Consider the following 23873-nt stretch of genomic DNA (forward strand, 5'->3'; position numbering starts at 1 on the left):
GAGAGGTAACAGTGCGTTCGAATCGCCGTATACGTTGGGCGGCCGTCCCGGTGGCCGTCGGTCTGGTCATCGCACTGGCTGGTTGCACGCAGCAGCAGCTGAACGGATGGCTCCCCGGCACGGAGGAGACGAAGGACGTCACCAACCACACGAGCCGCATCGTCGGCCTGTGGACCACCAGCTGGGTCGTGCTGCTCGCGGTCGGTCTGATCGTGTGGGGCCTCATCATCTGGGCAGCGATCGTCTACCGCCGCCGCAAGGGCCAGACCGGCCTGCCGGTGCAGATGCGCTACAACATGCCGCTCGAGATCTTCTACACGATCGTGCCGCTGATCCTCGTGCTCGGCTTCTTCGCCTTCACCGCCAAGGACCAGGCCGCGATCGAGCAGCCGTTCAAGAACGCCGACGCGACGATCCACGTCTACGGCAAGCGCTGGGCGTGGGACTTCAACTACATCAACGAGGACGACAAGTCCAAGAGCGTCTACTACCAGGGCATCCAGGCCCAGGAAGAAGAGAACGCCAACGGCGCGATCGACGAGTCGCAGCTCCCGACCCTCTACCTGCCCAAGGGCAAGAAGGTCCACATCGAGCTCTCGTCCCGCGACGTCGACCACTCGTTCTGGATCATCGACTTCCTCTACAAGAAGGACATGCTCCCGGGCAAGCAGAACGACGAGTACTTCATCCCGCAGAAGCTCGGTACCTACCAGGGCAAGTGCGCGGAGCTGTGCGGTGAGTACCACTCGCTCATGCTCTTCCAGGTGAAGGTCGTCACCCCGGCTGAGTACCAGAAGTACCTCGACTCGCTCGAGGAGCAGGGCAAGGTCGGTCTGCTCGGCAACGAGTACAACACCAACACGAACGAACCCAACGACAAGACGCCCGTCACGGCGTCGAGCGACAACAAGTAGGGGCTCCGTCAGATGACCACGTCACTCGTCGGCCAGCCGGCTGCAGGGACCACGACACTGGACTTCCAGGCGTCGAAGGTCGGCCGGAAGGGCAACATCATCGTCCGGTGGATCACCTCCACGGACCACAAGACCATCGGGTACATGTACCTGATCGCCTCGTTCATCTTCTTCCTGCTCGCGGGGGTGATGGCGCTCGTCATCCGTGCCCAGCTCTTCGAGCCCGGCCTGCACGTGGTCGCGACGAAGGAGCAGTACAACCAGCTCTTCACGATGCACGGCACGATCATGCTGCTGATGTTCGCGACCCCGCTCTTCTCGGGCTTCGCGAACGCGATCATGCCGCTGCAGATTGGTGCGCCGGACGTCGCCTTCCCGCGTCTGAACGGGTTCGCCTTCTGGCTCTACCTGTTCGGCTCGCTCATCGCCGTCGGTGGCTTCCTCACCCCGCAGGGCGCCGCGTCGTTCGGCTGGTTCGCCTACGCGCCACTGAGTGACACGACGTTCACACCAGGGCTCGGTGGCACCCTCTGGGTCTTCGGTCTCGGCATGACGGGCTTCTCGACGATCCTCGGCGCGGTGAACTTCATCACCACGATCATCACGATGCGTGCGCCGGGCATGACCATGTTCCGCATGTCGATCTTCACGTGGAACACCCTCGTGACGGCCCTGCTCGTGCTCATGGCATTCCCGGTGCTCGCTGCCGCGCTCTTCGGCCTCGGGCTCGACCGCGTCTTCAACGCCCAGATCTTCAACCCGGCCAACGGCGGTGCACTGCTCTGGCAGCACCTGTTCTGGTTCTTCGGCCACCCCGAGGTCTACATCATCGCGCTGCCGTTCTTCGGCATCGTCTCCGAGGTCTTCCCGGTCTTCAGCCGCAAGCCGATCTTCGGCTACAAGACCCTCGTCTACGCGACCATCTCGATCGCCGCGCTGTCGGTCACGGTCTGGGCGCACCACATGTACGTCACCGGTGGCGTCCTGCTCCCGTGGTTCTCGCTCATGACGATGCTCATCGCGGTCCCGACCGGCGTGAAGATCTTCAACTGGGTCGGCACGATGTGGCGCGGTTCGGTCACGTTCGAGACGCCGCTCCTGTGGGCCGTCGGCTTCCTCATCACCTTCACGTTCGGTGGCCTCACCGGTGTGATCCTGGCGTCGCCGCCGCTCGACTTCCACGTGTCCGACTCGTACTTCGTCGTCGCGCACTTCCACTACGTCGTCTTCGGCACCGTCGTGTTCGCGATGTTCTCCGGCTTCTACTTCTGGTGGCCGAAGTGGACGGGCAAGATGCTCAACGAGCGCCTCGGCAAGATCCACTTCTGGCTCCTGTTCATCGGCTTCCACACGACGTTCCTCATCCAGCACTGGCTCGGCGTCATCGGCATGCCGCGTCGCTACGCGACCTACCTGCCGAACGACGGGTTCACCTGGATGAACCAGCTGTCGACGATCGGCTCGATGATCCTCGCGATCTCGTTCCTGCCGTTCATCTTCAACGTCTACGTGACCGCCCGGAACGCGCCGAAGGTCGCCGTGAACGACCCGTGGGGCTACGGCCGCTCGCTCGAGTGGGCGACCAGCTGCCCGCCGCCGCGGCACAACTTCACGTCGATCCCGCGCATCCGTTCGGAGTCGCCGGCGTTCGACCTCAACCACCCCGAAGCGGGTGTGCCGATCGGTGTGGGTCCGGCCAAGGACGCCCCCGACGCTCCGACCTACGACGCCGCGAAGGGCGAGGTGAAGTAAGGCGATGCGCGCCAACACCAACCTGTTCTGGATCCTCTTCGGGTTCTTCATCCTCGCGGACGCCGCGTACACCATCTGGTCGCTGCTCTACTACGGTCACCCGGAGTGGGTCGGCACGGTGGCCATCGGCCTCACCGGGATCATGTCCGCGTTCATCGCGTTCTACCTCGGCAAGGTGATGTCCTCGCAGGGCGGCGTCCTCCCCGAGGACCGCCCCGACGCCAACATCGAGGACGGCGACGCCGAGCTCGGGCACTTCAGCCCGTGGTCGTGGTGGCCCATCCTGCTCGCGGGTGCCACCGCGCTCTGCTTCCTCGGTGTCGCAGCCGGGCTGTGGATCGTCCCGATCGGGCTCGCCTGCGTGGCGATCACCCTCGTCGGCTGGGTCTACGAGTACTACCGCGGCAACTTCGGTCACTGACCTGGACCTCCAGCGCACCTGACTTCGGGCGGCACCACACCGGTGCCGCCCGAAGTGCGTCCAGCACCACACCGGAACTGCAGCACGACCTCCGGAACGCAGGCACACGAACGAACCTGCTCGTCCGGGAATCAACCGGTCCGCCCACGGCTTGGCCTCAAGCGGACCACCCCCACCACAGCGAAAGGAGTCACCTCCGGTGACCGACAAGCGCACTCTCATCATCTTCGGCGCGACGGGCGACCTCGCCTCCCGCCTGCTGCTGCCGGGCCTCGGCACGTTCCTGCAGAGCGGTCGAGCGGTGCCCGTCCAGCTCATCGGCACGGGCCGCAGCGCCCGCAGCGAGGAGCAGTGGAAGGACGTCGTCACGAAGTCCTTCGCGTCGCAGGACGTGAAGGGCCCGGAGGTCGATGCCACCCTCGCGTCGACGCAGTTCATCCAGGGTGACCCGACCGACCCCGAGCACCTCAAGGCGCTGTTCGCCGCGGCCGACGCCGACGCCGAGCCGATCCTCTACTTCGCGCTCCCGCCGCAGATCGCCTCCGACATCTGCGAGGCGCTCCAGCAGGTCGAGCTGCCCGAGGGCACGACCCTCGCGTTCGAGAAGCCCTTCGGCACGGACGTCGCCAGCGCGAAGGCCCTCAACGAGACGGTCCTCAAGCTCGTCCCCGAGGAGCGCGTGCACCGCACCGACCACTTCCTCGGTCGCACCACGGTCCTGAACATCATCGGTCTGCGCTTCGCGAACCGCCTGTTCGAGCCGATCTGGAACGCCGACAACATCGAGAAGGTCGACATCTTCTACGACGAGACCCTCGGTCTCGAGAACCGCGCCCAGTACTACGACGAGGCCGGCGCGATGGTCGACATGATCCAGTCGCACCTGCTGCAGATCCTCGGCATCGTGACGATGGACGCCCCGGCGGACATCGACGCGGTCGAGTTCCGCTCGTCCCTGGCCCGGGTGCTCCGTTCGACCGAGCTCAAGGGCGGCGACCCGAAGATCGCGTCGCGTCGTGCGGTCTACACGGCCGGCACCATCGACGGCAAGGAGCTGCCGTCGTACCAGGACGAGGACGGCGTCGACAAGTCCCGCGGCACCGAGACGCTGGCCGAGATCTCGGTCGAGGTGGACACCGCCCGCTGGAAGGGCGTGCCGTTCACGCTCCGTTCCGGCAAGGCGCTCGGCAACAGCCGGAAGGAGGTGCTGATCACCTTCAAGCCCGTGACGCGCCTGCCCTCCGGCCTGTCCGGTCGGCCGAAGACGGACACGCTCCGCATCGTGCTCAACCCCGACGAGATCGAGCTGACGGTGTCGGCCAACGGCGGCGGCAACCCGTTCGAGATGGGCCAGGTCACCCTGTCGTCCTCCTTCGCGGACGGCGAGCTCACCCCCTACGGCGAGGTCCTCAACGGGATCTTCCACGACGACCCGCTGCTCTCGATCCGCGGTGACGTGGCCGAGCGCTGCTGGGAGATCGTCGAGCCGGTCGTCGACGCCTGGAAGGCGGACGAGGTCCCGCTCGAGGAGTACCGCGCGGGGTCGCGCGGCCCGGCGGACTGGGAGTCCTCGTCCTGACGGACGTGACGGTGACGCCCTGATCGGGCGGTGACGACGGACGGGAGGCACGGTGCCAGCTGGCACCGTGCCTCCCGTCCGTCTGCGGTCACGACCACCGCGTCAGGCGGGTGTGCCGGCCCGCTCGCCCTCTCCGGTCCACGAGCGGGTGCCGCCGTCGTGCACGGCGAGTCGCGTCCGGTGGCCGGCCGCCGTGCCGCGCGCCCGCGCGATCGCGTCCGCGGCGGACACGAGCGTGAGGTGCGACAACGCCTGCGGGGTGTTCCCGATGTGGTGGCCGGTCGCGACGTCGATCTCCTCGGAGAGCATGCCGACGTCGTTCGCGTAGCCGACGAGCACGTCCATCAGCCGCTCGGCGTCCTCGACGCGCCCGGACGCGGCGTACTGCTCGACGAGCCAGAAGGAGCACGCGAGGAACGGGTGCTCGCTGCCGGAGAGCCCGTCGAAGCCGGACGAGGTGCGGTACCGGAGCACGAGGCCGTCGTCGCCGGTCCGGAGGTCCTGCTCGATCGCGGCGACGGTCCCGACCATCCGCGGGTCACCGGGCTTCACGTAGCCGATCTGCGGCAGGACGAGCAGGCTCGCGTCGACCTCGTCGGTGTCGTAGTGCTGGCGGTAGCTGCCGCGCTCGGCGTTCCACCCGTGCTCCTCGATCTCGGCGCGCACTTCGGCGCGGAGGGTCCGCCAGCGGTCGACGGGGCCCTCGAGGCCGAACTCCTCGACGGCTGCGACGCCGCGGTCGAATGCGGCCCAGATCATCGCGCGCGAGTGCGTGAAGTGCCGACGGGGCCCGCGCATCTCCCAGATGCCGTTGTCGGGCTCCTGCCAGTGCTCCTCGACGTACCCGAGCAGGGCGCGCTGGAGTGCCCACGAGTCGGCGTTCTCCTCGACGCCGAGCTCGCGGGCGTCGTGGAGCGCGGCGAGGACCTCGCCGAAGACGTCCCCCTGGTACTGCGTGTAGGCGCCGTTGCCGATCCGGACCGGCGTGGAGCCCGCGTACCCGGGCAGGTTCGGCAGTTCGCGTTCGGGGAGTTCGCGCTCCCCGGCGATGCCGTACATGATCTGCACGTCGGCGGGGTCGCCGGCGATCGCGCGGAGGAGCCAGCCGCGCCAGTGCATCGCCTCGTCGCGGTACCCGTGCGCGATGAGGGACGCGAGGGCGAGCGAGGCGTCGCGGAGCCAGACGTAGCGGTAGTCCCAGTTGCGTTCGCCGCCGGGGTCCTCGGGCAGGCTGGTCGTCGCGGCCGCCACGACGCCGCCGGTCTCGGCGTGGGTCATCGCACGGAGCAGGAGGAGCGACCGGCGGGCCGCCTCGGCGTACCGGCCCTCGGTCCGGGCGGTGGCCATCCAGTCCCGCCACCAGCGCACGGTGCGGTGCAGGGCCTCGTCGACGTCGAGGGGCTCCGGCGGCTCGCGGTGCGACGGGTACCAGGTGAGGACGGTGTCGAGCACGTCGCCGTCGTGCACGGTGGTGGTGGCGGTGTGTCGGTGGTCGTCGGCGCGGAAGCGGACCCCGCGGACGATCACGGACCCGGGTCCCGCCGTGGCCAGCAGTGCGGGGTCCTCGTCGCCGCCGATCTGCCGGACCCAGGGGAGCGCGAGGGCGTAGTCGAACCGGATGCGCAGCGTCTGTCGGAGCTCCACGCTGCCGCGGAGCCCGCGCACCCGCCGGACGATCGTCGCCCGGTGCGCACCGATCGGCATGAACTCGGTGACCTCGACCACGCCGGTGCTCGTCGTCCACACGGTCGCGAGCACGAGCGTGTCGTGGTCGTACCGGCGGGTGGCGGTCGCGTCCGGGTCCGTGGGGCGGAGGGTCCAGTGCCCGTGGTCCTCGGTGCCCAGGATCGAGGCGAAGGTCGACGGGCTGTCGAAGCGGGGCAGGCACGCCCAGTCGACGGTGCCGTCGCGCCCGACGAGCGCGGCGGTGTAGGTGTCGCCGATCAGCGCGTGGTCCTCGATGCGGTTGGTCGGTGTGTCAGCCGGGCTCATGGGCCGATCCAACCACCGCCGCCTCGGGAGGCCGGGGTGGTTGCTGAGGGATGGCTCAGGCCGGGTCGTCCGGGTCGGCGCGGGTGATGCCGACCCGTGCCAGCTCGGACCAGATGCCGGCGCCGTCCGGGGCGTAGACCCAGGGCGCCGAGGATTCGCGCGAGCGTTCCTGGGCGCGGGACCGCCCACCGGCGAGGACGGCCTCACTCGTGGAGAGCTGGCGGATGGCGACGCCCGCGACGTTCTCGGGGTGGGCCCGGGCGAACTCGCCGTAGAGCGACTCGTCGTGCTGCCCGTCGTCGCCGACGAGGAGCCACTGCACGTGCGGGAAGTCCTCGGCGAGTCGTTCGAGGTTCTGCTGCTTGTGGAGCTGGCCGCTGCGGAAGAACCGGTCGTGCGTGGGACCCCAGTCGGTGAGCAGCAGGGTGCCGGACGGGTAGAGGTTCCGGCTGAGGAAGCGCTGCAGCGTCGGCGCGACGTTCCAGGCGCCGGTGGAGAGGTAGACCGTCGGGGCGCCGGGGTGCTGCGCGAGGACGCGTTCGTACAGCACCGACATGCCCGGGACGGGCCGGCGCCCGTGCTCCGTGAGCACGAAGGAGTTCCAGGCCGCGAGCATCGGGCGCGGGAGCGAGGTCACCATGACGGTGTCGTCGATGTCCGACAGCAGTCCGAACCGCGTGTCCGGGTGCACGATGAAGACGTCGGCCTCGACGTCGCGCATGCCCCCGGCGGACAGCTTGATGGTGCGCCAGCCCGGCTCGAGGTCGATCGGCACGATGGTGTCGACCACGCCGCCGCGGTCGGACTGCACCACGTGCGAGGTCCCGCCGGCGGTGATCGTGACCTCGGCGTCGTCGACCGCGACGCTCGTGAAGCTCCGCCAGCCGCGCACACCGTAGAAGGAGGCGTCTGATGCGAGGCCCCGACGCGTGAGGAGGACCCGGCAGAGGACGCGGACCCACCCGGGTGCGCCGTAGCCGGTGTACGGGATGACGGTCGGCACCAGCCCCCGGCGGCGAGCCCGGTGCTCGCGGAACTCCTGGACGGCGTCCTCGATGCGGGCCGCCCGGTGGAGGATCGGCTCGGCCAACGACGGCTCGTGGGGCGTCGGGTCGGGCATCGCCCCATCATTCCACGTCCGACCTGGCACACGTACGACCTCACACGTGTACTGGGAGAGTCGCAGCGATATTCCAGCCGGTCTCTGCGACAGTTGTGACCGTCACACCCACATGAGTCGCGCTGTCGGCGCAAGAGGAGAACACGTGCTCGTCACCGAGGTATCGAACGCACTGCCGGGGGGATCATCACTGCTCAGGAACGAGCCGGTCCAAGCCCGCAGTTCGGCGCGCCTCGCCGGCCTCCTCGACGCCGCAGCCGCGGTGATCGACGAGATCGGGTTCGAGCGCCTGACCACCGCGATGGTGGCCGAGCGGGCGGGGGCGTCCATCGGCACCGTCTACCGCTACTTCCCGGACCGCATCGCCGTGGTCGAGGCACTCGCGATCCGGAGCACCCAGCGCCTGGCCGAGCGGTTCATCACCGCCCTCGACACCAGCGAGGCGACGACCTGGCAGGCCGCGTGCGACGCGCTGATCGACGTCACCGCCGAGATGTACCGCACCGAGCCGGGCTTCCGGGCGATCCGCTTCGGCGACGCGGCGGACACCGGCACGGGCGACGCCGAGGACCGGATGGCGGCGCTGGGGAGCGCCGTCGCCCACATCATGCACGAGCGGTTCGGCGTGCCGACGGGGGAGCGCATCGAGCGGACCTGGGTGGTCCTCGCCGAGTCGTCGCACGCCGTCCTCGCGCGGGCGCACCGTGACCCGGCGAACCCCGAGACCGCGCTGATCGAGGAGTACCGGGCGATGAGCCGCGGGCACCTCGAAGCGGTGATCGCGGCCTCCTGACACGCCGAGCGGCAATCCGACGACGCCCGTCCTCCGAACAGGAGAGACGGGCGTCGTCGCGTCCGGACGCTGCGCACGCGCTGTCCGGGACACGACACACGCCGTCACGGCTGAACGGGTGTCACACCCGACGGGTACTCTCACTCGGAGTCGGGCTACCTCCGAACAGAAGGGCACCCATGATCGAGTTCCGCTCGGTGCGCAAGACCTACCCGGACGGCACCAACGCGGTCGACGACTTCAGCCTCGTCATCCCCTCGAGGACCACGACGGTCTTCGTCGGGTCGAGCGGCTGCGGCAAGACCACGCTGCTCCGGATGATCAACCGCATGGTCGACCCCAGCGCAGGTGCCGTCGAGATCGACGGGGAGGACGTCGCGGGCGTCGACCCGGTCAAGCTCCGTCGCAGCATCGGCTACGTGATGCAGAACGCCGGGCTGCTGCCGCACCGCAAGGTCGTCGACAACATCGCCACGGTGCCGCTGCTGACGGGGGTCCCGAAGGCCGACGCTCGCCAGCGTGCCCTCGAACTCATGGACACGGTCGGGCTCGACCGTGCCTTCGCGAACCGGTACCCCTCGCAGCTCTCCGGCGGACAGCAGCAGCGCGTCGGCGTCGCCCGCGGACTCGCGGTCGACCCGAACATCCTGCTCATGGACGAGCCCTTCGGTGCCGTCGACCCGCTCGTGCGGAACGACCTGCAGGACGAGCTCATCCGGCTGCAGCGCGAGCTCGGCAAGACCGTGGTCTTCGTCACGCACGACATCGACGAGGCCTTCAAGCTCGGCGACCAGGTCGTCATCCTCAAGAAGGGCGGCGAGATCGCCCAGCTCGGCACCCCCGCCGAGATCCTCGCCGAGCCCGCGGACGACTTCGTCGCGAACTTCATCGGCGCCGGTCGCGGCCGACGCGCGCTCCGCGTCGAGCAGACGCCGACCGGGCCGATCGTCGTCGACGGCGAGGGGCGCGCCGCCGGTGTGCTCACCGGTCCGGTGCAGGTCGTGGACGCGGCCGAGGCAGTTCCCCAGGAGCAGCGGGGCGACGCGTGAACTGGGTCCTCGGCAACACGGACACGATCAGCGACAACCTGATCGCGCACGTCTGGCTGGCGATCCCGCCGATCGTCATCAGCTTCCTGCTGTCCGTCCCGATCGGCCTGCTCGTGTCGCGCCTGCGGAAGCGCAACGGCGTGGCCCGGGGGACGGCCTCGACGATCGTCGTCGTCGCGAGCCTCTTCTACACGATCCCGGCGCTGCCCCTCTTCCTGGTGCTGCCCGCGATCATCGGCACGAGCACCCTCGACCCGGTGAACGTCGTGATCGCGATGACCATCTTCGGCGTGGCCCTGATGGCCCGGTCCGCCGCCGACGCCATCGACGCGGTCGACCAGGACGTCGTGGGGGCGTCCGAGGCGCTCGGGTACTCGCCCGCACAGCGGTTCTTCAAGGTGGAGCTGCCGCTCGCCGGTCCGGTCCTCCTCGCCGGCATCCGAGTGGTGTCGGTGTCCACGATCAGCCTCATCACGGTCGGCGCGCTCATCGGTGTGCCGAACCTCGGGTTCCTGCTCACCGACGGCCTCAAGCGCGGCATCAGCGCCGAGATCCTCACCGGCATCGTCCTCACCATCGTGCTCGCGCTCGTGTTCGACGCGCTGCTCGTGGCCGTGGGTCGGCTCGCGATGCCGTGGACACGGGGGAGCGGCCGCAACGCCCGTGACGTCCGACGCCGCGCCGCTGACGACGTCCGAGCGAACGAGGTCTCCGCATGAACCTCTTCGCCCAGGGCATCGCCTGGATCTTCGACCCGGCGAACAACGTCGGGTCCGACGCCGTCGGAATCCGACTCTGGGAGCACGTGTGGATCACGTTGCTCACGGTCGCCATCGCCGTCGCGATCGCCGTGCCGGTCGGCCTGCTGATCGGGCACACCGGCAAGGGACGCTCGATCGCGGTGGGCGTCTCGGGTGGCATCCGTGCGCTGCCGACGCTCGGCGTCCTGACGCTGCTCGCACTCTCGATCGGCCTCGGACTCGGGGCGCCGCTCATCGCACTCGTCATCCTCGCGATCCCGTCGGTGCTCGCCGGCGCGTACTCCGGCGTCGAGGCGATCGACCGCGTCGTGATCGACGCCGCCAAGGCGCAGGGCATGACCGGGTGGCAGATCCTCGGCAAGGTCGAGATCCCGCTCGCCCTGCCGCTCATCGTCGGCGGCATCCGTGCCGCCGTGCTGCAGGTCGTCGCCACCGCGACCCTCGTCGGCTACATCAACGCCGGCGGACTCGGCGGCTACGCCTTCTCCGGCATCGCCAACTCGGACTACGCGGAGGTGCTCGGTGGTTCCCTCCTGGTGATCGCCCTCGCCATCGCGTTCGAGATCGTCTTCGCCGCGCTGCAGCGGCTCGCCGTCCCCGCGGGTGTCTCCGCCGGGTCGGCGCGTCTGTCGCGTCGGAGCACCCGCAGCTCAGCACCACGAGCATCAACCCCTGTGGAAGGAACCCACCCGTGATCACAGCAACGACCCGGCGTCTCGCCGCGACGATCGCCGTCGCGTCCGCGGCCGCCATCGCCCTCGCGGGCTGCTCGTCGAGCGACCCGCTCTCCTCCGGCTCCGGCGGCGGGGACTCCAAGACCATCGTCGTCGGCTCGCAGGCGTACCCGTCGAACGAGATCATCGCCGAGCTCTACGCGCAGGAGCTCGAGCACGAGGGCTTCACCGTCACCAAGAAGCTCAACATCGGTCAGCGCAAGGCGTACTGGCCCGAGGTCGCGAAGGGGAGCATCAACGTCTTCCCGGAGTACAACGGCAACCTGCTCAACTACCTCCTGCAGGAGGACGGCAAGTCCACCACGACCGAGACGACGACGGACGGCATCAACACCGCGCTGAAGTCGGCCCTGCCGTCGGACGTCAAGGCGCTGCCGTCGGCCGACGCTTCGGACGCCGACACCTACACGGTGACCCAGGCGACGGCGGACAAGTACGGCTTGAAGTCGATCGCCGACCTCTCGAAGATCGGCGGGACGATCTCGATCGCCGCCAACCCGGAGTTCGCCACCGCCGCCTACGGTCCGAAGGGCCTCAAGGAGAAGTACGGCATCACCGGCGAGGTCAACCAGCAGAACGACTCCGGCGGCCCGCTCACGATCAAGGCGATCCAGGACGGTGACTCGCAGGTCGCGGACATCTACTCCGCCAGCGCCTCGATCAAGACCGAGAAGCTCGTCACGCTCGAGGACCCGGAGCACCTCGTGCCGGCGAACAACGTGACCCCGATCGTGTCGAAGGACCTCGACTCGAAGGCCGCGGACGCCATCGAGAAGGTGAACAAGCTCCTCACGACCGACGCGCTCATCGAGCTCAACCGTCAGAACTCGGTCGACCAGAAGTCGGCGGCCTCGGTCGCCAAGGCGTTCCTGCAGGACAACGACCTGCTGTAGCACCCGATCAGCACAAAACGACAGGTGTCGGGCAACTGCCCGGCACCTGTCGTCGTTCCGGGATCAGGTACCCGCACCGTTGTTCCGCACGGTTGTGCCGTGCAATCCCGCTGCACATCCGTGCACTGAGGGTTCTACAACTTGTCGAACCATGTGTCCGCGAGGTAACGTGTTCGTGTCCCAACGGTTGTGACAGCAGAAGTTCCCCTCCACAGGAAGCAACTGACGTGCACCAACAGCGCGCGGCGAACCGGCTCGGAAACGCCGCATGAACGACATCCTCGATCCGCTCCTCCTGTCGCGGTGGCAGTTCGGTCTGACGACGATCTACCACTTCCTCTTCGTCCCGTTGACGATCGGCATGGCCGTCGTCGTGGCCGTGTTCCAGACGGCCTGGTACCGGACGGGGCGCGCGCACTACCTCCAGCTGACCCGGTTCTTCGGGCGCATCTTCCTCATCAACTTCGCGATGGGCGTCGTGACGGGGATCGTGCAGGAGTTCCAGTTCGGCATGAACTGGTCGAACTACTCCCGGTTCGTCGGTGACGTGTTCGGCGCCCCGCTCGCGCTCGAGGGCATCCTCGCGTTCTTCTTCGAGGCGGCGTTCATCGGCATCTGGATCTTCGGGTGGGACCGCCTGCCGAAGGGTCTGCACCTCGCGAGCATCTGGTGTGTCAGCGCCGGCACGATCATGTCGGCGTACTTCATCATCGCCGCGAACGCGTTCATGCAGCACCCGGTCGGCTTCTCCATGAACGAGGCCAAGGGGCGTGCGGAGCTCACGGACATCTGGGCCGTGCTCGGCAACAAGGTCGCGCTGGCCGCCTTCCCGCACACCCTGTTCGCGTGCTTCATGGTCGCCGCCGCGGTGATCATCTCGGTCGCCGCGTACCACCTGGCGCGCAACCAGAACCTCGAGACGATGATGCCGGCGCTGAAGTTCGGCATGTGGACGATGCTGGCCGCCGGGGCGCTCACGGTGCTCACCGGCGACCAGCTCGGCCTCACGATGGTCGACACCCAGCCGATGAAGATGGCCGCTGCCGAGGCGCTGTACAACACCGCCACCGGCAAGGACGCCTCGTTCTCGATCTTCACGCTCGGCACCCCGGACGGCGTGCACGAGCTGTTCTCGATCCGTGTGCCGTACCTGCTCTCGTTCCTGTCGACGCACACCTTCAACGGCACGGTCGAGGGCATCAACGACCTGCAGGCGCAGTACTCGCAGGTCTACGGCCCCGGCGACTACAAGCCGATCATCTGGGTGACCTACTGGTCGTTCCGCTGGATGATCGCGCTCGGTGTCGGCGCGGTGCTGGTCTCGCTCGTCGGGCTCTGGCTGACCCGCAAGGGCCGGTTCCCGACCCAGCGGTGGGTCTGGCGCATCGCCACCTGGACCGTCCCGCTGCCGATGGCCGCGATGATCGTCGGCTGGATCTTCACCGAGATGGGCCGCCAGCCGTGGCTCGTGTTCGGGTTTGCTCAAGACGAGCGACGGCGTCTCGCCCAACGTCACCGGGGTCGAGGTCCTCATCTCGCTCATCGTCTTCACGCTCATCTACGGCTCCCTGGCGGTGGTCGAGTTCCGGCTCATCAAGAAGGTCGCGCAAGAGGGCCCCGCCGCCCCGGCGGAGGTCGACGAGGAGACCGGTGAGGTCAAGCACGAAGTGACGGTCTACTGATGGATCTCCCCGTTCTCTGGTTCGCGATCGTCGGCGTCTTCTTCGTCGGCTACTTCGTCCTCGACGGCTTCGACTTCGGTGTCGGCATGTCCCTGCCGTTCCTCGGCAAGGACGACACCGACCGTCGGGTCCTGATCAACACGATCGGCCCGGTGTGGGACCTCAACGAGACCTGGGTCATCGTCGCGGGTGCCTGCCTGTTCGCGGCGTTCCCCGAGTGGTACGCCACGATGTTCTCCGGGTTCTACCTGGCGCTCCTGCTCATCCTCGCGGCGCTCATCGCCCGCGGCGTCTCGTTCGAGTACCGGCACCAGAACAAGCACCTCGAGTGGAAGCGCCGGTTCGACCTGATGATCATCGTCGGCAGCGCGGTGCCGTCGTTCCTCTGGGGCGTCGCGTTCGGCAACGTGGTCCGGGGCATCCCGATGGACGCCGGCCACAACTACACCGGTACGGTGTTCGACCTGCTCAACCCCTTCGCGCTGCTCACCGGCGTGGCGACGCTGCTGGTGTTCTTCACGCACGGCGTCGTCTTCGTCGCGCTGAAGACCGAGGGTGCGATCCGTGCGCGTGCGAAGCGCCTCGCGACCCGGGCGGGCGTGTTGACGATCGTCGTCGGCGCAGCGTTCCTGGTCTGGATGGCCTTGGTGCGGTCCACCCCGACGTCGATCGTCCTGTCGGTCGTCGCCGCGCTCGCCCTGGTCCTCGCGGTGCTCTGCAACGCCTGGGGCAAGGAGGGCCGGGCGTTCACGCTCATGGCGGTCACCATCGCGGCGATCGTCCTGGCGATGTTCACCGCGATCTTCCCGGACGTCATGCCCGCGACGAACGACCCGGCGAACAGCCTGAACGTCTACAACGCGTCGAGCGGCTCGTACACGCTCACGGTGATGAGCTGGGTGGCGCTGATCTTCGTGCCCCTCGTGTTCGCCTACCAGGCGTGGACGTACTGGATCTTCCGCAAGCGCGTGTCCCGGGCCCACGTGACCCAGGCCGCGCACTAGGCGGCGACGGTGAAGCCGCTCGACCCGCGCCTGCTGCGGCTGTCGCGGACGGCCCGTGGCTTCATCGTCGCGGCCGCCGGCACCGGTGTCCTCCGCACGCTCGCGACCATCGCGATCGCGTGGGGGATCGCCGCGGCGGTGACCCTCGGCGTGGACGCCGTCCGTGACGGCAGCGTCCCGGACGCGTTCACCCCGGCGCTCGCGCTCCTCGGCGCGGCGTTCGTCGTCCGGGCCGTGGCCGCCTGGGCCACCGACGACCTCGCCGCACGTGCGGCGGCGAAGGTGAAGAGCGAGCTGCGCGCGACCGTCCTCGCCCGGGCGGCCGAGCGCGGACCGTCGTGGCTCGCCGAGCGTTCGAGTGCGGCCTTCGCGACCACGCTCGGGCCTGGGCTCGACGCCCTCGACGCCTACTTCGGCCGGTACCTGCCGCAGTTGGCCCTCACCGCGATCGCCACGCCGATGCTCGTCGTCGCGATCGGGCTCGGCGACCTGACCAGCGGCCTGATCGTGCTCTGCGCCCTGCCGGTGATCCCGGTGTTCATGATCCTCATCGGCCTCGCGACGCAGGCGCTCCAGCGGAAGCAGTCGGACGCGCTCGCGAAGCTCGGCGGTGCCTTCACCGAGGCGGTCGAGGGGCTGGCGACGCTCAAGGTCTTCGGCCGTGCCCGGCGCCAGGTCGGACGCATCGGCACCGTCACCGACGAGTACCGCCGTGGCACCGTCGGGGTCCTGCGGCTGTCGTTCGTGAGCGGGTTCGCGCTCGAGCTCGCCGCGAGCCTGTCCGTCGCGCTCGTCGCGGTGTCGATCGGCATCCGACTCGTCGACGGCTCGCTCGGGCTCGGCGCCGCGATGTTCGTGCTCGTCCTCGCTCCGGAGGCCTTCGCCCCGATCCGCCAGGTCGGCGCCGACTTCCACGCGGCACAGGACGGCGTCGAGGCCTCGACCGCCGTGCTCGACGTCCTCGACGACACCACGGCGCCCGCGGCACGTCCCGGAGCCGTCCCCGCCGCCGACCACCTGGCGCTGGACCGACTCACCGTGCGCCGTCCCGACGTCGTGATCGGTCCGCTCGACCTCCGCGCCCGACCGGGCACGATCGTCGTCCTGGCCGGCCCGAGCGGCTCCGGCAAGTCCAGTCTCATCGCCGCGGTCCGCGGTGCCCTGCCCCACGACGGCACGGTGACCGTGCCGGGTCCCGACGGCAGCACGGTCGCCGAGCGCACGACCTGGGCCGACCAGCGCCCACGACTCGTCCGCGGCACGATCGCCGAGAACGTCGCGCTCAGCGCGACCCCCGACGAGCCAGCGGTCCGCACCGCCCTGGGCGAGGCGGGGCTGGGACTCGACCCGCGCCTCCAGGTCGGTTCCGGGGGCAGCGGCCTGTCCGGCGGCCAGGCGCAGCGCGTCGCGGTGGCGCGCGCCCTGTACCGCGCGCGGCGGACGGGGACGCAGCTCGTGCTGCTCGACGAGCCGACCTCCGCGCTGGACGCCGACGCCGAGGCGCACGTCGTCGGCACGCTCCGCCGCCTCGCCGACGACGGGGCCGTCGTCGTGGTCGCGAGCCACCGGCCCGCGGTCGTCGCGGCGGCGGACGTCCGCGTCGACGTGCGGCCGGACGGCGCGGTCGCGGTCACCCGTGTCGACGGGCGACTTGGTGGCGCGGTCGCGGTCACCAGCACGGACGGGGTGCGGGCATGACCCGGGAGGCGCGAGGGGCCCACGACGCCGGTTCCGGTCCGACGCGCCAGCGGCGGGGCGGCCGTGCCGGCGGGGACGCCTCCGTCCTGCGGCTCGCGATGCCGCACGGAGCCGGTTGGGCGAAGGCGGTCACGGCCGGTGCGCTCAGTGCGGTCTGCGCCGTCGCACTCCTCGCCGCGAGCGGGTACCTCATCACGCGTGCGGCCGAGCACCCGCCGATCCTCTACCTGACGCTCGTGATGGTGGGTGTCCGCGCGTTCGCGCTCGGCCGTGCGGCGCTCCGGTACGTGGACCGCCTCGCCGGACACGACGCCTCGTTCCGGCAGCTCGCGGTCGTGCGCACCGAGATGTACCGCCGTCTGTCGTCGATCGCTCCGGCGGGACTCGGCTCCACCGGTCGCGGCGACCTCCTCACGCGGCTCGTCACGGACACCGACCGGCTGCAGGACCTGCCCATCCGCGTCGTCGGCCCGCTCGTGTCCGCCGGCGTGGCCGCGCTGCTCTCCGTCGTCGCGGTCGCGTTCGTGTCGGTGCCGGCGGCGCTCGTGCTGCTCGTCGCCCTCGCCGTGGGCGCGCTGCTCGGGTCGGTCGTCACCCTCTCGATCGCACGGCGCTCCGACGAGCAGACGGCCGCGGAACGCGGGCACGTCGCCGACCTCGTGCTCGACACCGTGCGGACGCTCGACGTCTTCGCCGCCTACGGCACGCTCGACGAACGGCTCGACCACATCGCCCGGCTCGACGCCCGGGTGACCGCGGCCGTGCGGCGCCGGGGGACGGTCGAGTCACTCGTCGGGGCCCTGGTCGGCCTCGTCGGCGGTGGCGCGGTCATCGGGATCCTGGCCGTCGGCGCCCCCGCGGTCGTCACCGGCGCGCTCGATGGACCGCTCTGGGCCCTCGCCGTGTTCGTGCCGCTCGCCCTGTTCGAGGTCGTCGGCGGGGTCCCGCTCGCGGTGCTGACGCTGCGCCGGGTCCGAGCCGCGGCCGACCGGGTGGAGCGGGTCGTCCCGGCGGAGGTGCCGGCCGGCATCGTCCCGGAGCCGGACGCGGACGCCGATCCCGCTTCGCTCGTGGTCGACGGGCCCGTCGCCGTCTCGCTGCGCGATGTGACGGTGCGCTGGCCCGGTGCCGCGGCGGCCGCCGTCGACCGGGTGTCGTTGGACCTCCGACCCGGCGAGGTCGTCGTGCTCGAGGGACCGAGCGGCGCGGGCAAGTCGACGCTCGTGGACGCGCTCGTCCGGTTCGTCGACCACGAGGGCTCGTACACGCTCGACGGGGTCGAGGCGAAGGACATGCACCCCGACGCCGTCCGCGCCCGCGTCGGGCTGATCGAGCAGGACCCGTTCGTGTTCGACCAGTCCGTGCGGCAGAACCTGCTGTTCGCCCGCGACACCGCGACCGACGAGGACCTGCTCGCCGTGCTCGACCGGGTCGGCCTAGGGGCGTGGGTGCAGCGACGCGGTGGACTCGACGCGGGCGTGGGTGAGCGCGGTGCCCTGGTGTCCGGCGGGCAGGCGCACCGGCTCGCGCTCGCCCGGGCGCTCCTGCACGCGTTCCCGGTGCTCGTGCTCGACGAGCCGACGGCCGACATCGACCCCGACCTCGGCGACACCGTGCTGCGCGACCTCGTCGGGGCCGCGCGGCAGGACGGCAGGACGGTCGTCGTCGTGTCGCACGTGCCGGTGGCGGCGGACCTCGTCGACCGGACGCTGCGGATGCGCGACGGGCGGCTCGCGGCGGTGTGAGCCGAGCACCTGCCGGCGGTGGGTCGGCTCCGGTGCGGTGATCCGTTCCTCCAGGCTTATATCCTTGATGACCGGAGCGCGTCCGACGGACGTGATCCGTGCCTCCAGACTGAATGAGAGTTCCGTGACCACCGAGCCGTACCCCGAGGACCCGAACGCCTACGACTTCCGTCGTCTGCAGGAGAAGTGGCAGCCGCGCTGGGAGGAGCTCGGGCTCTTCACGACCGACCTCGACGACATGCGTCCGCGGAAGTACATCCTCGAGATGTTCCCGTACCCGTCCGGCGACCTGCACATGGGGCACGCCGAGAACTGGGCGCTCGGCGACTTCGTGGCGCGGTACTGGCGGCAGCAGGGCTTCAACGTGCTGCACCCGATCGGCTGGGACTCGTTCGGGCTGCCGGCCGAGAACGCGGCGATCAAGCGCGGGGTCGACCCGAAGGACTGGACCTACGCGAACATCGAGCAGCAGAAGGCGTCGTTCAAGCGCTACGCGCCGTCGTTCGACTGGACCACCGAGATCCACACCTCGGACCCCGAGTACTACAAGTGGAACCAGTGGCTGTTCCTGAAGATGTACGAGAAGGGGCTGGCCTACCGCAAGGACAGCTGGGTCAACTGGGACCCGGTGGACCAGACCGTCCTCGCGAACGAGCAGGTGCTGCCGGACGGCACCTCGGACCGCTCCGGTGCCGTCGTCGTCAAGAAGAAGCTGACGCAGTGGTACTTCAAGATCACCGAGTACGCCGACCGGCTGCTCGACGACCTCAACCAACTCGAGGGCCGGTGGCCGGCGAAGGTCATCGCGCAGCAGCGGAACTGGATCGGCCGCTCGGTCGGCGCGGACGTCGACTTCGTGATCGAGGGCCGCGACGAGCCCGTCACGGTGTTCACCACGCGTCCGGACACGATCCACGGGGTGACGTTCCTCGTGGTGGCGCCGGATTCGGACCTGGCTGCTGCGCTGGTGGCTGACGCATCCGTGTCGGACGACGTCCGGGCTGCGTTCGACGCATACCTCGTCGCCACGCAGAAGACGTCGGAGATCGACCGGCAGAACGCGGACCGCCCGAAGACCGGCGTGCCGCTCGGCCGTTCCGCGATCCACCCGCTGACGGGGGAGCGCCTGCCGATCTGGGCCGCCGACTACGTGCTGGCCGACTACGGTCACGGCGCGGTCATGGCCGTCCCGGCGCACGACCAGCGCGATCTCGACTTCGCGCGGGCGTTCGACCTGCCGGTGAGGGTCGTCGTCGACACGAACGCCGCGGTGACCGGGGCGATCCCGGTGATCCCCGAGGGCGCCTCGCTCGAGGACCTGCCCGCGCTCGACCCGGTGTCCACGGGTGAGGCCCTGACCGGCACCGGTCGGATGATCAACTCCGGCCCGCTCGACGGCATGTCCAAGCAGCACGCGATCACCGCGGCGATCTTCCTGCTCGAGGAGCGCGGCACCGGCCGTGCAGCCAAGACCTACCGCCTGCGCGACTGGCTCATCTCGCGCCAGCGCTTCTGGGGCACCCCGATCCCGATCATCCACGGGGCCGACGGCACCGAGCACCCGGTGCCGATGGACCAGCTGCCCGTCCGGCTGCCCGACACCGAGGGACTCGACCTCAAGCCGAAGGGCACCTCGCCGCTCGGTGGCGCGACCGACTGGGTGAACGTGCCGAACCCGGTGGACGGCACTCCCGCGCTCCGCGACACCGACACGATGGACACCTTCGTCGACTCGTCGTGGTACTTCCTGCGCTTCCTGGCGGCGAACGACGACACGCAGGCGTTCGACCCCGCCGTCGCACGCAAGTGGGCCCCGGTCGACCAGTACATCGGCGGCATCGAGCACGCGATCCTGCACCTGCTGTACGCGCGCTTCGTGACCAAGGTGCTGTTCGACCTCGGCTACCTCGACTTCACCGAGCCGTTCTCGGCGCTGCTCAACCAGGGCATGGTGCTGTCCGGCGGCTCGAAGATGTCGAAGTCGAAGGGTGGCGTCTCGCTCGGTGACGAGCTCGACGCGAACGGTGTCGACGCGATCCGCCTGGTGATGGGCTTCGCGGGGCCTCCAGAGGACGACATCAACTGGGAGGACGTCTCCCCGTCCGCCTCGGCCCGCTTCCTCGCCCGTGCCTACCGGCTGGCGCTCGACGTCACGTCGTCGCCCGACGTCGTGTGGGCGGACGGCGACCGGGCCCTGCGGCAGGTCACGCACCGGTTCCTGGCCGATGCGCCTGGAATGATGGAGTCGTTCAAGTTCAACGTCGTGATCGCGCGGCTCATGGACCTGGTGAACGTCACCCGCAAGGCGATCGACAACGGTCCGGGCGCGGCTGACCCCGCCGTCCGCGAGGCCGTCGAGACCATCGCGCTCGGCCTGAGCGTCTTCGCGCCGTACACCGGCGAGGAGATGTGGGAGAAGCTGGGCTACGAGGCCACCGTCGCCACGTACGGCTGGCGGAAGGCCGACCCGACGCTGCTCGTGCAGGAGTCGCTGACCGCGGTCGTGCAGGTCAACGGCAAGGTGCGGGACTCGTTCGAGGTGTCGAAGTCGATCGAGCCGTCGGAGCTGGAGGCGCTCGCTCGGGCGTCGGCGAACGTCCAGCGGTACATCGGGGACCGCGAGATCGTGAAGGTGATCGTGCGGGCGCCGAAGCTCGTGAACATCGCGATCAAGGGGTAGCGCGCCGTTCGTCCTCCACAGGTTGGGCTGGAGGACGGTCGTCCACGGATCGTCGTTGCGGGGTCCGACCGGGTGGTCGGGCTCCGTAGCGTGCGGGCATGTCGTCTGGTGATGGTGGAGCCACGGGGCCGTCCGGCGGAGCTGGGGCGGCGTCGGCGGGTGGGTCTGCGCGGTCGTTGGCCGCTGGGCTGGCGTTGTCGCCGCGGACGGCGGTCCTGCTGGCGGGGCTCGTCGTCCTGGTCGCCGGGGTCGTGGTGGCGGTCGGGTCGTGGTCGGGTTCGTCATCGTCTGCGGGCGGTGGGGGTGACGGTCCGCTGTCGGTGGCGGGTGCTCCGTCAGCGGTACCGTCCGGTTCTCCGGGTGGGGGTCCTCCGTCCTCGTCGGCGGCCCCGCTCGTGGTCGTGCACGTCGTCGGGGCGGTGGCACGTCCAGGCATCGTGACGCTGCCCGGGGGCAGCCGTGTGTCCGGCGCGGTCGAGCGGGCCGGGGGCGCTCGTGACGACGCGGACCTGGCTCGGCTGAACCTCGCGCGGGTGCTGGTGGACGGCGAGCGGTTGTACGTGCCGAAGGTGGGGGAGACGGACATACCGGCAGCGCTCGACGATTCGAGCAGCTCGGTCGGTGGTGGTGGGGGCGGTGCCGGGTCGGATGGTGCCGGTGGTGGTGCCGGGTCTGCCGTCGATGCCGCCGTCGACCTCAACACGGCCGATCAGACCCTGCTCGAGACCCTGCCCGGGATCGGGCCGTCGCTCGCCGGCCGGATCCTCGCGTGGCGCGACGAGCACGGACGGTTCGCCGCCGTCGAGGACCTGCTCGACGTCAGCGGCATCGGTGACGTCCGGTTCGCGGAGCTCCGCGACCGCGTGCGGGTCTGATCGGGGTCGGCGGTGGCGGTCGACCTCGCTCCCGGCGTTAGGGACCTGCGAGTGGCCGGTCCGGCGTCGGCCGCGTGGGTGTGCGCGGCGGTGCTGGTCGGGGTGCCGGGCAGCGCGGGGTGGTTCGTCCTCGCGTGCGCGGCCGTCGCGTGTGGCGGCATCGCGTGGCTGCTGGTGGGGTGCCCGCGGCGGGCTCTGGGCGTCGTGGGACTCGTGGTGGCGTCGGCCGCGTTCTGCACCACGGTGGCGGTCGCCGTGGTGGTCGGCGACGACCGGCGGAGCCCTGCCGTCCTCGACGGTGTCCGGACGGCCGCCGTCGAGGTCGTGCTCGACCGGGACCTCGCGCCGGGTGACCGGTCGGTCGTCGGGACCCTGGTGGCTGCGGAGGACGTCGACGGGCTGCGCGTGCCGGTTCGGGTCGTCCCCACGGCGCGCGGCGCGGGCGGGGCTGCCGCCGCGGGGAGTCGGGTGCACGGGGTGGCGACGCTCCAAGCGGACGAGCCGGGGAACACGACGTCGTTCGTGGCGTTCCTGCGCGGCGGGGTCCGGACCGAGCCGCCGACGGGACTCCTCGCGGCCACCGATCGGGCGCGCCGGGCGTTCGTGTCCGCGAGCGCGACCCTGCCGGAACCCGGAGCCTCGTTGTTGCGCGGTCTGGCGATCGGCGACCGGAGCGGACTCGACCCCGCGACCGAGGCCGCGATGGAGACCTCGGCGCTCACCCACCTGACCGCTGTGTCCGGCGCGAACTGTGCGGTGATCGTGGGACTCGTGGTCGTGCTGGGGCGGGTCGTCGGCCTCCCGCGAGCGGGTCGGGCGGTGGTCGCCATCGTGCTCCTGCTGGCGTTCGTCGTCCTGGTCCGTCCGGACCCCTCGATCGTGCGGGCGACCGTGATGGCGGTGGTCGTGCTCGTGGTGCACCTCGCAGGACGTCCGGTGCGTGGGGTCCCGCTGATCGCCCTCGCCGTGGTCGGGATGCTCGTCGTCGACCCCTGGTACGCCCGGTCGTTCGCGTTCGCCCTGTCGGTGCTCGCGACGAGTGGGATCGTGGTCCTCGGTCCGCCGCTGACGGCGCTGTTCGCACGGCGGATGTGGACGCCGGTGGCGGCAGCGCTCGCGATCCCCGTCGCGGCGCAGCTCGCCTGCTGGCCGGTCACCATCCCGTTGTCGGCCACGTTCCCGACCTACGCGGTCCCGGCGAACCTGCTGACCGAGCCGCTCGCGCCGATCGTGACGGTGGTCGGGCTCGCCGCGTGCCTGACCGCGCCGCTGTGGCCGTGGGGCGGTTCGGTGCTCGCCGCGGTGGCGTGGGCGCCCGCCAGCGCGATCGGAGGCATCGCGCACGGAGCGGCTGCGCTGCCGTACGCCGCCGCGCCCTGGCCAGCCGGAGTGCTCGGGGTGGTCGGCGCCGCGGTTGTGAGCGCCTCGGTCGCGGTGGCGGTCCTCGCGCCCCGAGCGATCCGCTTCCGCCTGCTCCTCGCCGCGTGCACGGTCGCAGCGGTCGGGATCGTGTCCGTCGCCGTGCCGCGACTCGTCGTGCGCGCGGGGCTGCCCGGCGACTGGGCCGTCGCCGCGTGCGACGTGGGACAGGGTGACGCGGTGCTCGTCCGCGGCGGGAGCGGCACCGCACTGGTGGACGTCGGCGACGATCCGGAGCGACTCAGCGCCTGCCTGTACCTCCTCGGCGTCGACCGGGTCGACCTGCTCGTGCTGACGCACTTCGACCGGGACCACGTCGGTGCGGTCGCGTCGGTCGCGGACCGTGTGACGACCGCGCTCGTCGGGCCGACCGGTCGGGTCGAGGACGAGCGCATCCTCGGGTCACTCGTCGACGCGGGCATCGACGTCCGCACGGCCGACGACACGACGTCGGGCACGCTCGGGCCGCTCCGGTGGCGGGTGGTGTGGCCGCGGTCGGGTGCGCGGGACGCCGGCAACGACGCGAGTCTGGTCCTCCGCACGGAACCCGGGCCGGGCTGCACGTCGTGCGTCGCCGGGCTGTTCCTCGGAGACCTTGGGGAGACCGCGCAGCGCCGGCTCCGGGGCGTCCTGGCAAACCGGGCCGACACCGGAGCGCAGGCCCGGCCCGGGACCACGATCGAGGTCGTGAAGGTGGCGCACCACGGTTCGGCCGACCAGGACCCGGTGCTCTACCGCGAGACCGCGGCCGCGGTGGGGCTC

General features: G+C 70.3%; 16 protein-coding genes and 2 pseudogenes. 16 read left to right on the forward strand and 2 right to left on the reverse strand.

What is annotated here, in order from left to right; all coding sequences use genetic code 11:
- Positions 1 to 11: 11 nt before the first annotated feature.
- The 4 genes from coxB to QE359_RS11690 all read left to right on the forward strand — a co-directional run bounded on the left by coxB (position 12) and on the right by QE359_RS11690 (position 4666).
- Positions 12 to 914, forward strand: a complete 903-nt coding sequence (coxB, locus tag QE359_RS11675; protein WP_071294807.1) for a cytochrome c oxidase subunit II — start codon at positions 12 to 14, stop codon at positions 912 to 914.
- A 12-nt stretch (positions 915 to 926) separates the two neighbouring features.
- Positions 927 to 2666: a cytochrome c oxidase subunit I gene (gene ctaD / locus QE359_RS11680; protein WP_309779287.1), complete on the forward strand. Its 1740-nt coding sequence runs from the start codon at positions 927 to 929 to the stop codon at positions 2664 to 2666.
- A 4-nt stretch (positions 2667 to 2670) separates the two neighbouring features.
- On the forward strand, positions 2671 to 3087 hold the full coding sequence (locus tag QE359_RS11685; RefSeq protein ID WP_070418666.1) for a cytochrome c oxidase subunit 4: 417 nt from the start codon (positions 2671 to 2673) through the stop codon (positions 3085 to 3087).
- 199 nt (positions 3088 to 3286) lie between these two features.
- Positions 3287 to 4666, forward strand: a complete 1380-nt coding sequence (locus QE359_RS11690; RefSeq protein ID WP_070418667.1) for a glucose-6-phosphate dehydrogenase — start codon at positions 3287 to 3289, stop codon at positions 4664 to 4666.
- A 102-nt stretch (positions 4667 to 4768) separates the two neighbouring features.
- Here the strand turns inward: QE359_RS11690 and QE359_RS11695 are convergent, their stop codons facing one another.
- Together QE359_RS11695 and QE359_RS11700 are read right to left on the reverse strand one after the other, a co-directional pair.
- A complete protein-coding gene (locus tag QE359_RS11695; RefSeq protein WP_309779288.1) occupies positions 4769 to 6658 on the reverse strand; it encodes a glycoside hydrolase family 15 protein in 1890 nt (629 codons plus the stop codon).
- Between the two features lie 55 nt (positions 6659 to 6713).
- Complete coding sequence (locus QE359_RS11700; RefSeq protein ID WP_309779289.1) at positions 6714 to 7778, reverse strand: phosphatase domain-containing protein; 1065 nt, start codon at positions 7776 to 7778, stop codon at positions 6714 to 6716.
- Between the two features lie 145 nt (positions 7779 to 7923).
- On the opposite strand from QE359_RS11700, the gene QE359_RS11705 reads away from it, so the two are divergent.
- The 12 genes and pseudogenes from QE359_RS11705 to QE359_RS19120 form a co-directional block, all read left to right on the forward strand.
- Positions 7924 to 8571: a TetR/AcrR family transcriptional regulator gene (locus QE359_RS11705; protein WP_175496097.1), complete on the forward strand. Its 648-nt coding sequence runs from the start codon at positions 7924 to 7926 to the stop codon at positions 8569 to 8571.
- A 179-nt stretch (positions 8572 to 8750) separates the two neighbouring features.
- Complete coding sequence (locus QE359_RS11710) at positions 8751 to 9620, forward strand: ABC transporter ATP-binding protein (RefSeq protein WP_070418671.1); 870 nt, start codon at positions 8751 to 8753, stop codon at positions 9618 to 9620.
- Complete coding sequence (locus QE359_RS11715) at positions 9617 to 10339, forward strand: ABC transporter permease subunit (RefSeq protein WP_309779290.1); 723 nt, start codon at positions 9617 to 9619, stop codon at positions 10337 to 10339. Before QE359_RS11710 ends, QE359_RS11715 begins: the two co-directional genes overlap by 4 nt.
- On the forward strand, positions 10336 to 11076 hold the full coding sequence (locus tag QE359_RS11720) for an ABC transporter permease (protein WP_071301875.1): 741 nt from the start codon (positions 10336 to 10338) through the stop codon (positions 11074 to 11076). Before QE359_RS11715 ends, QE359_RS11720 begins: the two co-directional genes overlap by 4 nt.
- Positions 11073 to 12008 carry an ABC transporter substrate-binding protein gene (locus QE359_RS11725; protein ID WP_070418674.1) on the forward strand — a complete coding sequence of 312 codons (936 nt, stop codon included), beginning with the start codon at positions 11073 to 11075 and terminating at the stop codon, positions 12006 to 12008. The genes QE359_RS11720 and QE359_RS11725 overlap by 4 nt, the downstream gene beginning before the upstream one ends.
- Positions 12009 to 12276: 268 nt before the next feature.
- A pseudogene (locus QE359_RS11730) lies at positions 12277 to 13690 on the forward strand (cytochrome ubiquinol oxidase subunit I).
- Entirely contained in the window at positions 13690 to 14694 is a 1005-nt protein-coding gene (gene cydB / locus QE359_RS11735) for a cytochrome d ubiquinol oxidase subunit II (RefSeq protein ID WP_309779291.1), read from the forward strand. The pseudogene QE359_RS11730 and the gene cydB overlap by 1 nt, the downstream one beginning before the upstream one ends.
- Positions 14695 to 14703: 9 nt before the next feature.
- A complete protein-coding gene (gene cydD / locus QE359_RS11740) occupies positions 14704 to 16392 on the forward strand; it encodes a thiol reductant ABC exporter subunit CydD (protein WP_309779292.1) in 1689 nt (562 codons plus the stop codon).
- Positions 16389 to 18137 carry a thiol reductant ABC exporter subunit CydC gene (cydC, locus tag QE359_RS11745; protein WP_309779293.1) on the forward strand — a complete coding sequence of 583 codons (1749 nt, stop codon included), beginning with the start codon at positions 16389 to 16391 and terminating at the stop codon, positions 18135 to 18137. The genes cydD and cydC overlap by 4 nt, the downstream gene beginning before the upstream one ends.
- Before the next feature lie 67 nt (positions 18138 to 18204).
- Positions 18205 to 20817, forward strand: coding sequence for a leucine--tRNA ligase (leuS, locus tag QE359_RS11750; protein ID WP_396127732.1), 2613 nt, complete (start codon positions 18205 to 18207; stop codon positions 20815 to 20817).
- A gap of 401 nt (positions 20818 to 21218) precedes the next feature.
- Positions 21219 to 21692 (forward strand): ComEA family DNA-binding protein, encoded by a 474-nt coding sequence (locus QE359_RS11755; protein WP_309779295.1) that lies wholly within the window; start codon positions 21219 to 21221, stop codon positions 21690 to 21692.
- Positions 21693 to 22295: 603 nt separating this feature from the next.
- Positions 22296 to 23681: pseudogene (locus QE359_RS19120) on the forward strand (ComEC/Rec2 family competence protein); the annotation flags it as partial.
- Positions 23682 to 23873: the final 192 nt, after the last annotated feature.

Source organism: Curtobacterium sp. SORGH_AS_0776 (assembly GCF_031453355.1).
Lineage (GTDB): Bacteria > Actinomycetota > Actinomycetes > Actinomycetales > Microbacteriaceae > Curtobacterium.